Below are 12745 nucleotides of genomic sequence, written 5' to 3'. Positions count from 1 at the left end.
GTTGCCGCTCGTCCTTTTTCTGCAGGGAAGCGAAACGGCCGCTTAGTGACCGGAAGGTCGGACCGACAAAACATCCGGGTACCTCATGATGGAGACAATTGTCGGTCTGATCGACCTTTCGACCACACGCTCCACATCGAAAAAGCAACGTTCGGCACACTCCCGTGAGTTTTTCTCAGGTGACCCATGGAGGAAAGTAATGTTGCTTTAACACTGTAAAGCAACATATACTTTCCTTAACGATAAAGAAAACTTGGCTAGCGCCAAGCCAAAGGCGCCGACGATAGCGTATAAGAAAGTTACGTTTTCCCTTTTCATTTTGTTTTCAGTTAGAAAGGATATAGTAATGATAGATAACAAATGAAAGGAAGAAAACACGGTATGAAAAATAAGAATTGGCCAAAATGGATCATCGGGCTGTCAAGTGTTGCAGCTTTCACTGGTTTTGTAGGATTATCAAAACAATATGATGAACAGAAACAGCATAAAAAAGCGGTTCAGCAACCCATTCAGCAGAATAACGCGATAAATTCTCTCCCTTCGGCTGTTCAAACTCGCGACCAGGTGTTTGATGAATGGATGTCATCTGGCCAGGTAAAACAAGACATTATAGAAAATTATACGGAAACGGAAAATGAAGGCCAAGGATATGAGGAAGGTGAGGATGAAAACCATGAGCAAAGCGAACATGATTATAATTATAAAAAGGAGAAGCCTACTGGATCAAAGGTTGGGACTACGAGTCAACGCGCGGGAGAAAACATCCCCTCTACAAATCCAGTAACGGCCATCCGTTCTCAGGCTTCCTAAAGTCAATGTTCGCTTCAGTTTTCCCGAATGGGGAGGCGTACAGTAAATGTACTTCCTTGACCGGGTGCGCTTTGTAGATGTATGGAACCTCGATGTGCATTAATTATCCAACTTGCAATGGAAAGACCGAGACCTGTCCCTCCAAGCTCGCGAGACCGTCCCTTATCTATCCTGTAGAACCTGTCATAAATGCGAGCTTGCTCATCCTGAGCAATACCTATGCCTGTATCCTGAACAATCATCCGAATCTTGTTTCCCCTCCCTTTTTCCTCCTCATCAATGCGAAGCGTAATTTCACCGTTAGCCGGCGTATATTTGCTCGCATTATCCAACAAGATATATATCAATTGGGCGATTCTTTCCTTATCCGCATACACATGCAATTCATTTGGAACAATGAGTGTAAGGTGCTGCTGACGTTTTCTAGCCAGCATTTGAAACGAACGGACTAGTTGTTCAGTTAGTGTAACGATATTAAATCTTTCACAACTCAACTCAACCGACCCGGAATCCGCCCGTGCTAGCGTCAATAAATCCCTGACCAGTCCAGTCATGCGTCCCACTTCTTCTTTCATATCATCAAGTATCTGGTGCGAAAAATCAGATAGCGACTCCTGTTCTTTCTTAAGTACTTCTAGCGATGACTGTAAAACGCTCAACGGAGTCCGCAGCTCATGGGAAGCATCGGCAACAAACTCCCGTTGGCGTAAAAACGACCGCATGATCGGCCGCATGGCTTTCCCGGCCATGTAATACCCTAGAACAGTTGAAAGTAAAATAAAAACCACTGACACATATATGAGAATCCAAATGATTCGCTGAAATACGTTTCGCTGCTGGGTAATGTCGGTCCCCGTATAAACGACACCAAGGTAGCGATTTGCGTTATATACCTCGCGTCCTGCTATCATAAAATAAACATCACCTCTTCCATTTAATTTGAATTTTTCCATTCTAACTTCTTCAGCAGTAGGTTTCCAACCCTCCATTCGCTTTAAAATATCTGCCCGTATTTCTGGCATGATTTCATGCCCGCTTAGGATTTGATTCTGATCATTTATGACAAAGTAAAACGAATGGCTATTTTCCTTATATTCAATACTGTGACTTTCGTTCTTACTGACGTTGTGCATCAACTCCGCTTTATGGTCAGCAAGTTCGCTTACCGCAAGAGTTTGTATGTCATTCCTGCTGTCATTATACAGAATAAACGAAAGCAGAAAATAACTAATGATAATAAAAGAAACCAGGAACAGAATCATTAATATGCTGAATAAAATCGTCAATTGATTTCTTATTTTTTTAAACATTCTTTACCTCAAGTTTATACCCAACCCCGCGTACATTTTGAATGAGTTTATTTTCTCCGGGCCGGTCAATTTTTTTTCGAAGCAGACGAACAAACGCATCTAGTGTATTACTGGTTACTTCTGAGTCATATCCCCAAATCCGATCCAGAATAATATCCCGTGGGATAACTTGGCCACGATTGCGCGCCAAAAGCTCCAGTAGTTGAAATTCCCGAGGAGTAAGTCGAATTTCTTTCCCCTTCTTAATGATAGAACGCTGGTTACAGTGCAGGACAAGATCAGCCACTTGAATAATTTCTTCTTTAATTTCGACATAACTTCGCCTCGTTAGCGCACGAATACGTGCAAACAGTTCATCAAATTCAAAGGGTTTAACTAAGTAATCATCCGCCCCCGCATCGAGCCCTGTAACGCAGTCATCCAAAGCGTCGCGCGCTGTCAGCACTAAAATTGCACCTTGATAATTGTCCTCTCGCAAACGCTTGCATACGCTAATTCCATCTGTTTCAGGCATCATCCAATCCATAATAATCAAATCGTATTCTCCAAACAACGTATACTCGTAGGCTTGGCGGCCCGAAATAACCCAATCAACAAGATACCCTTCTGCTTTAAGCATATGAACAATCAACCTGCCGAGTTTTTTATCATCCTCTGCCAACAATATGTGCATACATCTCATCACTCCCCTCTCTATATTGGCATAAATGTAATTCGTATTACTGAAAAAAAGATGAAAAATTTCGGAAATAAATCACGTTAGACATTGAAGAAAAAAAAAGAGGATAGACGGAAGCAGACATTCATCTGCTCTTCTATCCTTACATCCCTATAGCGAATTTCTACTCACTTTATATGTGATATGCCCGTATTTTTTTCATAGCTACTTATATTTTTTTATTGAACCGTTATAAAGCCCATCATATAATTGTCGTGTGCCATAGCCCAATCGTTATATTTCCCGTCACAAGGCATCATACAATTCCATTGATATTTTCCCGACTTTTTCGGAGTGAAAGTTGTGGTAAATATGCCAGGATCTCCAGCAGCTTTTCTGCCTGTAACAGGAACGTTAATACCAAGGTTAGGGCTTACGAAAGGATGCTTGTTTTTACCGTAGTTGATAATCGTCAGTTCTACAGGCTGCCCTGCATGTACAGTGAAATCACCAGGTGTATACGCATCGTGTCGATTCCCGTCTGGACCTAATTTATAATCCGGGTTAATCACTAAAGATACATGCTGAACGTTATTGGAAGCAGGAAGAACTGTGATTTTCCCCCTCATATATCCATCCTGGCTCATGGCCCACTGTTTGTTTGGACCATCGCAAGGATCGGCACAATACCAGGAATATGTTCCTTCTTTTTTCGGCGTAAATGTGTAAGTGGTTAAAGCAGGCTCACCTTTTTTCTTACTGCCGGCTATCTTAACAGCAAGTCCAAGTTCCGGTGAAGTCATCGTATGTGTTCCATCATCATAATTGTAAAAGTTTAGGGTCACTGATTTCCCTGCTGTTACTTTAATATCTCCATTGATAAAGGCATCATGAAGTTTTTTATCCGATCCTAACTTCACACCAGGCTCTACCGTTATGTACACATTATCAGACTTAGTATTGCTTGCCGCTGTACGCGTGATAGAATTCGTTGCTGTTGAAGTAGTGGTTGTGACTGGTGTTTTTTGGGAAGATATGGCATTTTGTGCTGGTTGAGCTGTATTATTTGCAGTGCCGCTTGTTGGTTGGCTGCACCCGGTTACGGAAAGCGAAGCAAGTACAGCAAATGCAATGACCCCTTTCAACATGTTTTTCTTTTTCATTTCGAACCATCCCCTATTGATTTTCGTTGTTTACAAACATATTATCCGTCTCTACCATTAATTTGTGGGTGAACATTTTAGTAAGAATCGTTTACAATATAATGACAATATTTGCTTTCTCATCATTTTCTAATGACTTTTCAAGATTTGCAGTTTGTTATGTCATACACCTTACGCCAACATACCGGTTATTTTTCGTACGTAGTCCTGAGTTTCCTTAAACGGTGGAATGCCTCCGTACTTATGCACGTTTCCCGGCCCCGCATTATATGCAGCAAGCGCCAGCTGCAAATTGCCATTATACTTGTCCAGGTAAGACTTTAGCTGCCTCGTTCCTCCATCGATATTTTCTGCTACATCGTAAGGATTTTGGATGCCAAGTTCCTGAACGTTTTCCGGCATGAGCTGCATTAACCCCATGGCTCCGGCGCTTGAACGGGAGTTGGGATTAAAATCACTTTCCTGCTTAATGACGGCGCTAATGAGTTTTTCAGGAACTCCGTACCGCTGAGCGGCCGCGGTAATTGCCTGAGCAATGCTGGAGGATGGTGCCTTTACAGAAGTTCCCGTATATAAACGCTGCACATCCTGCACATTTGGCAGAAGAGCCCCCGTCATCGGTGTGAGCATGTCCAGCCCATCATTCTGCTGATCCTGGCCTGACCCGGAAGTTTCCTCTCCTGTGCTCATCGAATCGACAAATGAATTTGTAGTTAAACCGTTGCCAGCAAGGCCGTTTAAAAGCAAAGATAAAGGGCTGGACTCCATAGACGAGCCTGAATTCATGGCCAGCGAAGCGCCTTCACCGTTCAGGGCGGATGCCAGTATATCAGCAAATGAACCCGTCTGTCCGGACGCTGCCTGATCACCTAAACTTTTTTGCAGCTGCGGATTTTTTTGAGCCATCTGAACAAGCATATTCTCATAAAACCATTGAGGGGAAGCTACCTCCATCACACATTCTCCTTCCACTTCCGATCATTCATACTTATTTTACCTTTTATTTGATCAATACAAAAGAAATATTTTCTTGTTTACGACCAGGAAATTCAATTCCACAAATGAAGGATTAACAGCAGTAGTAAAATTAATACGGGAAGCAGCCGCTTGCGGCGCTTGTTTGATTCATAAATAAAGGTAAGGCTTTCTTGAAGCAATAAAAAACCGTAAAAAAAGAATGCGACCATGCCGATGATCCCGGCCGTCCCCGACGCCGCCTGCAGCCGCAGCATAATACCTCCATGGAGAGCGCCTACGGTTAACGAAAGGATCGCGCTAAATGGCAGCCAGGTAGAAGCCTGCCGATAAAAACGCCGCATGTACGCGGAGCGCGGCATCCTGCCTGCTGTTAAAAAGAACACCGGGAAAACCGCTGTTACTACAACGAAATAGCCGACGAATTTTCCCATAAAATAAAGCACCGGCATGGACACTGCCACCTCGGTTTTTGCGGTTGGTTTTGGAGCTTCATTCACGGCTTCCTGCTGTTGTGTACCGGGTGATGGTTTATTCGACTGCATTGACCCATCGGCCGCGCCAGTCCCATCCTGTGACGGTGCAGGCTCTTTGCCCACCTGTTCCTTACCCGCAGGTTGGACTTCCGTTTTCCCCTGCATATACGGAATGGGTGACGATGGGGACGCAGTGTTATTTTGTATTTGTTTATCCGTGGTTAACTGGTTATTATCGGGCACCGGATTCATAATAAGGATGAACAGCAATAAACTAAAAATAATGATGCCAATCAGAATAATAAACCAGATAATGTTTCGCAGCCACATACCGTCATCTCCTTATTGTTATGTATGCACGGAGAGAAATTTTATGTGCCATTTCACCGGAGTTGTGCGGAATTGGCCAGAAGATAATCCTGGCATTTTAGCCACTTAATTGTAACAATTTTACGTTTCTCAATATTCCAACCTCCCTTATAATGAAACGTGGGGGGAGGAGTCTGGATTATGGTCTATAAAGGTATACGAGGACTATTACTTTTTATTCTTATTCTAGCAGTAACAGCTTGTTCAACAGGCAATAAACAGGAGCAATTAGCGAATGGGGACACCTTAGAAACAACAGCAAGCATCCATGATACCCCGATATTTCTTGAGCATGCGGATGGAGAACTTAAGAATGTGTATCAGCTTGCCTTAACACATAAAGATATCATGCAAAAGATACCGGTATATGACGGGAGTTCATACAAAAACATTTTTGAGGCTTTTCTGTATAAAGTCAATCCGGACGGCAGCATTGTCTGGAATTCTCACGGTTCGAACAGCGGTAAGGCGATTGCGGTCGCTACAGACGTAATTGCTATGAGTGAAGAAGGTAAATCGCTGAAAGAAATTGAAAAAGCCATCAACAAAAAGTATGCAGGTCAATACGGGGCTGATTCCCCACGCCTCCATTACAATCAATAATAATCGAGTAGGAGGGGGTGATAACCCCCCGACCTCTCACACCACCGTACGTACCGTTCGGTATACGGCGGTTCCATGAAGTCAGACGGACAGTGGTCTTTTCTCTCACTGTCCGTTATGCTTTTACGGTCTGTCAGTGCCGCAATCATTCTCAGCCCTCTTGAAGTTTCCCATGGAATTCACCATGGGCAAGAGCATTATCTTCCCCTCCACCTATCTGCCTCATTTACTCTCATTCGCCTTCGACAGTAAGGACTTTGCCTTGTTTAGCAGACTCATCCAACGAATGCTAGCCTTATATGAGGTTCGTGTTTCTCAGACCGGAGGTTTGCCGCCAGCTTCCTTCAGATTCGACCTCACGGTCGACACCCTTTCCTTAAGCTAATGGCTACTACTGCCTTCACCATTCAGGACTCTAACCCTATAGATAATACCCATGCCGGGCGCACTAAAAAAGCAGGCCCGTCAGACGGGTCTGCTTTTTTATATCCTGTCTTTTGAATGCCCATTTAATCAACCAATTCCACCTTGGCAGAAACAATTTGATTGATTCGTTGGGCAAGGGCAAAGTCTTTTCCCGTGAGGCCACGCACATCGTGCGTCGTGAGTGCGAGCCTGACATTGTTATAGCGGATATCTATATCGGGATGGTGATTGGCAGCTTCCGAATATTCACCTACTCGATTCACAAATTCAAGTGCTTCACGAAAACTTGCAAAACTGACCAATCGTTCGATTGCACCATTTTTTAAATACCAACCGGGAATCTTAGAGAGACTAATCGTAATTTGCTCATCCGACAGTTTAGCCATATAATCATCCCTTTCTTTCAGTAGATTCAGCTATTTTCATTGTACACGGAAAATTCAGAAAAGTATAGAGGCACTTTTTGTTCCCTGGCAGAAAAACCGCACGCTATTTTTCTGCCGCAGGAAGAGAAACAATAAAGGTTGTTCCGATGCCGGGTGTGCTTTTCACATCGATTGTCCCGCTGTGGTAGAGGACCAAATTCTTTGTTATTGCCAGTCCCAGTCCGAATCCTTCATATTTTTTATTATAGGAGGAGTCCCCCTGCTTAAACGGTTGATATAAATGCTCCATCATTTCAGGTGCAATTCCAATTCCATTGTCTTCCACTTCAATCCAGTTTTTCCGTTCCCGGCTGTAAAGCCGAATCGTAATCTTTCCATTCTTAGGGGTATATTTTATGGCATTTTGCAGTAGATTGCTAATGATCTGCTTGATTTTCCCTCTGTCTGCTTTAATTAACAGCGGGCGAGGGCCGGTCACCACATGGACCGCATGTTCCTTTTTTGCCGCACTGGTGGAAAGTTCCTCAACCGTCTCCCTGACCACTTCATCGAGCGATAAGCGCTTGATATTCATCTCCACTCGTCCAGACTCAATACGCGACAGTTCGATCAAATCATTAATCAGGTTTAATAAATCTTCAGATTTTCTATGAATGGTTTCCACGTATCGAAAATCAGTCGCCCGTTCCGGCTCGATGATTAACTTTTCAAGAAGAAGTTCCGAATATCCCATAATAACTGTGAGCGGTGTGCGAAGTTCATGCGATACGTTGGCAAGAAACTCCGTTTTCAACCGGTCGACTTCTGCCAACTGTTTATTCGTTTGTTCAAGAATGCGATATTGGCCTCTCATTTTGCGAATGATATACAAGAGAAGGCCGGTCAAAACAATAATAAGCGTGCCCAGCGCGGATAAAATGACTGTATATCTCATTTCGTATACATCTCAAGTTCATCCATAAAGCTCTTGATGCGCACCGGCTTTGTGATATATCCACTGCAGCCCGCTTCTATCGCTGATTCGATATCGGATTTCATAGCCAGCGCGGATAAGGCAACCACCGGAATGGACGATAGTTCCGGAGTGGATTTTATCGTCCGGGTTACTGCCAATCCATCCATCTCAGGCATATGAATATCCATCAAAATAAGATCAGGATGAAACGTTTCCAGCATTTCTAAGGCCTTCAAGCCGCTGTCTGCCACGTGTACCTCATATTTTTTATTTAAACGGATGATCTCTACAAATAATTCCCGATTCGACGAATTATCCTCCACGAGTAAAATTTGCTTCGTCATATCCAATTCTCCTTTTACTTTCTCGTTTCATCCGAAGATACATGAATGAGCTCATCAGCCAAACGCATAACTTGTCCCCGCTCTACCAGACGTAAAGATCCCGCCAGGCATGCGACAAGCCGGCCCATCTTATGCTCTCTTATCGTTTCAAGCATCATTAAATACATATCGTTATAATTATTCCCTGCAAAATACACGGATTCATACCTGTTTCTTTGAAGGATACCTATCGCATCTTCTTTTGATTCTACCACAAAAATATCCGGTTGGATCTTGTTTTTTTGGAAATGAGTTTTTAAACAGGCAATATGTGGGCTGAAGGTAGGCAAATGCAGGACAACAGAACTTGGATAGGAGGATGTTGGCATAATGGGAATATTCTGATCCATAAAGCCGGAATCGATGGGCAAAAAAATCGTAAAGCTGCTCCCTTCCCCCGGGGTGCTTTCCACATGAATCGTTCCGCCGTGCAGCTCGATCAGCTGCCTGGAAAGAGTTAAGCCAAGACCTGTTCCGTCATATTTCCGATCAAGCTGCCCGTCGTTTTGATAAAATTGTTCAAAAATTTTGTCCAGTTTCTCCGCTTCAATTCCGATCCCCTGATCTGCAACGGTCACCCCCATCATCTCTTTACTGTTCTTTGTTAACGTGATATCAATCCGGGTCCCCGGAGAGCTAAACTTAATCGCATTGCTCAACAAGTTAAATAAAACCTGTTTCAGCCGTTTCGCGTCCGCTTTAATCTTCCACGAATCTTCCGTCGAATAATAGACAGCAATATCGTGTTGATGGGCGGGAACGACCTTTATTGTATTTTCAACAAGGTCAACCATATTAAACCAACCGTATTCGAGTACATATTTACCAGCCTCAATTTTTGATAAATCAAGGATATCGTTAATCATGGCAAGCAAATGTTCACCCGCCAGAATAATGTTGCCGGCAAAGTCTTTTTGTTGAGCAGAAAGTGTTCCGCCGGATTCAGCGAGCAGCAGTTCACTAAATCCAATAATTCCGGTAAGCGGTGTTCTCAACTCATGCGACATGTTAGCGAGAAACTCCGATTTTAACCGTGTCGACTCCTGAGCCCGCTTCATTTCTTCTTCAAGCCTCTCATTCGCTTCCTTCAATTCTTCTATAAGCTTGTTAATACTCCTTGACATTTGGTTAAATGCGTTTCCCAATTCCCCGCCCGCATCCCGGTTTTGCACAGGGATGCGGGCGGTAAAATCCCCTTTTGCCATTTTTCGAACAGCTGTAAGCACGAGAACGAGGGGATTCGTCATCGTATTAGACATATAAAGAGCGAAGTAAACAGCAAGAATCAGAGTAACAGCAATCACCACATAACTCAACTTGACCGAATACCATGCGTCCTGCAGGGAGTCGTTATTTGTTTTGTTAATTTCCTCTGTTTTATGCTGGGAAAGCCCCTCTACCCGGTTGATTAATTCTACCGCAATCGGTTGAACCTCGCTCTTCAGGATAGTAATAGCCCCTTCTTTATTGCCAAGTTGATACACCGGTATAACCCGGTCGCGCAAAATAAATTCCCAGTCTTCACTTTTTTGAATAAACTGTTCTATTTGTTTTTTTTCGCCGGGCGCAGCCCCTGTCAGCAAGTCTTTTTCAATTTTGTCCGCATGCGTACAGGACTGTTGAAACTTTTGATTAAAGTCTTCCCTTCCGGTTGTAATGTAAAGGGTAACAAAATTAATCCGTTCAAGAATGCTGCTTTTTACCTGTAATTGTGTAACAAGTTTAGGGACCGATTGATTAATCACCGTTTCATTATCGCGTACAACGTGCAGCAATTGGATGTTCAAGACAACCATACTAATTCCCACAAACAGAAGGATAGCCATAAATCCGCTGAAAAATTTAAAACGTATAGATAAATCCATCCATCTTTGCAAAATTGTCATCTTTTATTTACCCCGCATGTTTTATTCTATGTTCCTTTGTACGGGTAAGACAAACGTTCCCTCTTTGTACCGCTGGATTTCGTAAAATAATTTACGCTGAACCTGAGAAGGAACCATCGGCCCAAACGGAGCCAGTTCCTGTACCCCGTCTTTAAAATCAAAATACAGGCTTCCACTGCGGAGTGTATGCGTTTTATATTCTTTTGCCACTTCAAGATAGAGCTTGCTCACCTGTTGGATCGTACTCGTGATCACCGTTTTCTTTGAGACAAACGACTGGTCGGAGATATACCCAATCGCCAAAGCGTTCGCGTTGTGCGCTTCCATAATCACTTGAATACTAAATCCGTCTCCCATGGGCACCAGGATATCCGCACCGCCCTTAATCATCTTTCGCGCAATACAACCCGCTTTCATGCGGTTATTCCAATCGTTTACAGACTGAATCATAATACGATTCTTCGGATTCTGAGCTTTGGCGGCCATGATAAACGGCTGGATTTCCTTTAAGTCTCCAAAGGCAGGAATTAACCCTATTACATGGCTTTTTGTCATGAGAGCCGCAGCCATTCCCGAGAAGTATCCCAGCGATTCCGGCGTAAAATTAACAGCGGAAACATTAGGACCGGAGGGATGTCCATTGAAGAAAACAAAATGAGTAGCGGGGTACTGAACCGCCAGTTCGTTAAACGTCTTCTCAAATCCTCTTCCATTTCCAAAAATAAGCGAATATCCTTGTTTGGCGAATGTTTCCACAGACTTCCGCCTTAAGCTTGTTGTATTAATATATTCGAGATAGCTTGTTTGTGCGCCCATCGTCCGTTCAATCTGCTTTAATCCCAGATACGCCTGTTCATCCCAGCCTTGATCATATATAGAGCCTTCAACCAGCAAAGCCACGCGAAAAGGTGTCTCTTGTTTTGATTGATTCACGTGAAAAAGCGAGGAGCAGCCCGTCAACAGAGAGAGCACTAAAAACAGCCATAATTTTTTCATAATAAGGCACTCCTTACCTCATATCTACGGTATTATTTAAACATTTATTGATACGGGATAGAAGTGCAAAAATTGCAAAAAAACCCAGATTCAGTTTCACAATCCGGGTTTCTGGTTTTCTTTATTGAATATTATACTGTTTAATTTTGTAGTAGAGCGTGCGTAAGGAAATATCGAGGCGTTCGGCTGCCAGCCGGCGGTTTCCATTCACTTCATGAAGAACCCTTTCGATGTGGGCGCGTTCCATCTGTTCCAAGGTAACAGTCTCTCCCTGCTTATTGATTTTCACATATTCCAGCGCCTGCTGAACGGTTACGCGCAATTCGGGCAGTTTAAATGGCTTACAAATATAATCAAGTGCCCCGATTTTCATTGCTTGAACGGCTGTTTCAATGGTCGCATATGCGGTCACCATGATAACCTGACAATCCGGACACCGGTCTTTTATTCGTTTAAGTATCTCAATCCCGTTCATTTCAGGAAGCTGAATATCTAGCAGGACGAGATCGGGCTGGTCTTTTATAAAAATAGTAAGTGCATCCTGCCCGGAATGGGCGGTTAAAATATTTATTTCATCTGACTTAATCGCTGTAGCAATTAAAAAACAGATATCGGTGTCATCATCGACAATTAAAATCTTCGGCTTGTCTCCCATTTTACCACTCTCCCGCTCCTGTTATTATACCATACGCATGCCAGAAACTGTTAAATACATAAAATTCTCAATACTGGAAACCATAAAATTTGAAATCGGTTATTAACAATCCCAAGTAGAGGTTCTTCCATATGAAGTCTGAAAATATAACCATGCTCCAAGCTTGTTTGCTTATCATTTCTTCCATCGGAATCTTAGATCATGTCATTATTATTCCAGTTCTGCTCCAAACCGCAGGACGTGATGCTTGGATTTCAGTTTTACTTACTGGTACAGTATTTATGCTGTGGATTCCTTTGATTTTTTACATAATAAAGCATATCCATCCTCAGCATCTGTACCTTTGGTTACTCCCATGTTAATGACGTAGTATATCGTCCCGAAGGTGACGGCGTTAGTTGTCCGCAAATTGACGAATCTATTGTCCAAGTGTCATTTGAAAAAAGGGAGAATCATGATAATTCTCCCTCAATCACCCGTTTGACCATGTGATCATCAATAATTCGATGTCCGTTCTGTGCTCCATAAAGTAAACAGTGCGTACATACCTTGTTGATGAGCCTTGCGGCCCCTCCGGAATAGCGGTGGATTTCATCTAATGCACCGTCAGAAAAGATTTGTTGGTCTACTCCTGCATAGTGAAGATGCCGTGCCACATACTCGTCAACCTGTGCACGATCATAATGACCCAGTC

14 protein-coding genes and 1 pseudogene are annotated in these 12745 nt (G+C 43.2%); 3 read left to right on the top strand and 12 right to left on the bottom strand.

What is annotated here, in order from left to right:
• The first annotated feature begins 85 nt into the window (after positions 1-85).
• Positions 86-211, top strand: a complete 126-nt coding sequence (locus H525_RS29085; RefSeq protein WP_281172643.1) for a hypothetical protein — start codon at positions 86-88, stop codon at positions 209-211.
• Between the two features lie 170 nt (positions 212-381).
• Positions 382-810 (top strand): hypothetical protein, encoded by a 429-nt coding sequence (locus H525_RS0117885; protein ID WP_027417300.1) that lies wholly within the window; start codon positions 382-384, stop codon positions 808-810.
• Positions 811-824: 14 nt separating this feature from the next.
• Here the strand turns inward: H525_RS0117885 and H525_RS0117880 are convergent, their stop codons facing one another.
• The 5 genes from H525_RS0117880 to H525_RS0117860 all read right to left on the bottom strand — a co-directional run bounded on the left by H525_RS0117880 (position 825) and on the right by H525_RS0117860 (position 5722).
• Positions 825-2120, bottom strand: coding sequence for a sensor histidine kinase (locus tag H525_RS0117880; RefSeq protein WP_027417299.1), 1296 nt, complete (start codon positions 2118-2120; stop codon positions 825-827).
• Positions 2113-2793, bottom strand: a complete 681-nt coding sequence (locus H525_RS0117875; RefSeq protein WP_027417298.1) for a response regulator transcription factor — start codon at positions 2791-2793, stop codon at positions 2113-2115. Before H525_RS0117875 ends, H525_RS0117880 begins: the two co-directional genes overlap by 8 nt.
• Before the next feature lie 224 nt (positions 2794-3017).
• Positions 3018-3941: a cupredoxin domain-containing protein gene (locus H525_RS0117870; RefSeq protein WP_027417297.1), complete on the bottom strand. Its 924-nt coding sequence runs from the start codon at positions 3939-3941 to the stop codon at positions 3018-3020.
• Between the two features lie 171 nt (positions 3942-4112).
• Positions 4113-4895, bottom strand: coding sequence for a lytic transglycosylase domain-containing protein (locus H525_RS29080; protein ID WP_027417296.1), 783 nt, complete (start codon positions 4893-4895; stop codon positions 4113-4115).
• Positions 4896-4990: 95 nt separating this feature from the next.
• Positions 4991-5722 (bottom strand): hypothetical protein, encoded by a 732-nt coding sequence (locus H525_RS0117860; protein WP_027417295.1) that lies wholly within the window; start codon positions 5720-5722, stop codon positions 4991-4993.
• A 180-nt stretch (positions 5723-5902) separates the two neighbouring features.
• Between H525_RS0117860 and H525_RS24680 the strand changes: the two genes are divergently transcribed.
• Positions 5903-6364: a PCYCGC motif-containing (lipo)protein gene (locus tag H525_RS24680; protein ID WP_051331144.1), complete on the top strand. Its 462-nt coding sequence runs from the start codon at positions 5903-5905 to the stop codon at positions 6362-6364.
• Between the two features lie 509 nt (positions 6365-6873).
• Here the strand turns inward: H525_RS24680 and H525_RS0117845 are convergent.
• The 7 genes and pseudogenes from H525_RS0117845 to H525_RS0117810 all read right to left on the bottom strand — a co-directional run.
• Complete coding sequence (locus tag H525_RS0117845; RefSeq protein WP_027417294.1) at positions 6874-7176, bottom strand: 4a-hydroxytetrahydrobiopterin dehydratase; 303 nt, start codon at positions 7174-7176, stop codon at positions 6874-6876.
• A 103-nt stretch (positions 7177-7279) separates the two neighbouring features.
• Positions 7280-8110, bottom strand: a complete 831-nt coding sequence (locus H525_RS0117840) for a sensor histidine kinase (RefSeq protein WP_027417293.1) — start codon at positions 8108-8110, stop codon at positions 7280-7282.
• Positions 8107-8475, bottom strand: coding sequence for a response regulator (locus H525_RS0117835; protein WP_027417292.1), 369 nt, complete (start codon positions 8473-8475; stop codon positions 8107-8109). Before H525_RS0117835 ends, H525_RS0117840 begins: the two co-directional genes overlap by 4 nt.
• Before the next feature lie 14 nt (positions 8476-8489).
• Positions 8490-10400, bottom strand: coding sequence for a HAMP domain-containing sensor histidine kinase (locus tag H525_RS25810; RefSeq protein WP_027417291.1), 1911 nt, complete (start codon positions 10398-10400; stop codon positions 8490-8492).
• Between the two features lie 21 nt (positions 10401-10421).
• Complete coding sequence (locus tag H525_RS0117825; RefSeq protein WP_027417290.1) at positions 10422-11396, bottom strand: BMP family ABC transporter substrate-binding protein; 975 nt, start codon at positions 11394-11396, stop codon at positions 10422-10424.
• 121 nt (positions 11397-11517) lie between these two features.
• On the bottom strand, positions 11518-12051 hold the full coding sequence (locus H525_RS0117820; RefSeq protein WP_027417289.1) for a sigma-54-dependent transcriptional regulator: 534 nt from the start codon (positions 12049-12051) through the stop codon (positions 11518-11520).
• A gap of 452 nt (positions 12052-12503) precedes the next feature.
• Positions 12504-12745 (bottom strand): annotated as a pseudogene (locus tag H525_RS0117810) (AAA family ATPase); the annotation flags it as partial.

The organism is Aneurinibacillus terranovensis DSM 18919, assembly GCF_000430625.1.
Lineage (GTDB): Bacteria > Bacillota > Bacilli > Aneurinibacillales > Aneurinibacillaceae > Aneurinibacillus_B > Aneurinibacillus_B terranovensis.
The sequence above is the reverse complement of the archived record's forward strand: the minus strand, read 5'-3'. Positions and strand labels throughout refer to the sequence as shown.

Bases quoted from the DNA above. Each gene is read 5' to 3' on its own strand.
- H525_RS0117840 (WP_027417293.1), bottom strand. From the start codon at position 8,110: ATGAGATATACAGTCATTTTATCCGCGCTGGGCACGCTTATTATTGTT.
- H525_RS0117825 (WP_027417290.1), bottom strand. From the start codon at position 11,396: ATGAAAAAATTATGGCTGTTTTTAGTGCTCTCTCTGTTGACGGGCTGC.
- H525_RS0117870 (WP_027417297.1), bottom strand. From the start codon at position 3,941: ATGAAAAAGAAAAACATGTTGAAAGGGGTCATTGCATTTGCTGTACTT.
- H525_RS0117885 (WP_027417300.1), top strand. From the start codon at position 382: ATGAAAAATAAGAATTGGCCAAAATGGATCATCGGGCTGTCAAGTGTT.
- H525_RS25810 (WP_027417291.1), bottom strand. From the start codon at position 10,400: ATGACAATTTTGCAAAGATGGATGGATTTATCTATACGTTTTAAATTT.
- H525_RS0117875 (WP_027417298.1), bottom strand. From the start codon at position 2,793: ATGCACATATTGTTGGCAGAGGATGATAAAAAACTCGGCAGGTTGATT.
- H525_RS0117880 (WP_027417299.1), bottom strand. From the start codon at position 2,120: ATGTTTAAAAAAATAAGAAATCAATTGACGATTTTATTCAGCATATTA.
- H525_RS0117860 (WP_027417295.1), bottom strand. From the start codon at position 5,722: ATGTGGCTGCGAAACATTATCTGGTTTATTATTCTGATTGGCATCATT.
- H525_RS0117820 (WP_027417289.1), bottom strand. From the start codon at position 12,051: ATGGGAGACAAGCCGAAGATTTTAATTGTCGATGATGACACCGATATC.
- H525_RS29085 (WP_281172643.1), top strand. From the start codon at position 86: ATGATGGAGACAATTGTCGGTCTGATCGACCTTTCGACCACACGCTCC.
- H525_RS0117835 (WP_027417292.1), bottom strand. From the start codon at position 8,475: ATGACGAAGCAAATTTTACTCGTGGAGGATAATTCGTCGAATCGGGAA.
- H525_RS24680 (WP_051331144.1), top strand. From the start codon at position 5,903: ATGGTCTATAAAGGTATACGAGGACTATTACTTTTTATTCTTATTCTA.
- H525_RS0117845 (WP_027417294.1), bottom strand. From the start codon at position 7,176: ATGGCTAAACTGTCGGATGAGCAAATTACGATTAGTCTCTCTAAGATT.
- H525_RS29080 (WP_027417296.1), bottom strand. From the start codon at position 4,895: ATGGAGGTAGCTTCCCCTCAATGGTTTTATGAGAATATGCTTGTTCAG.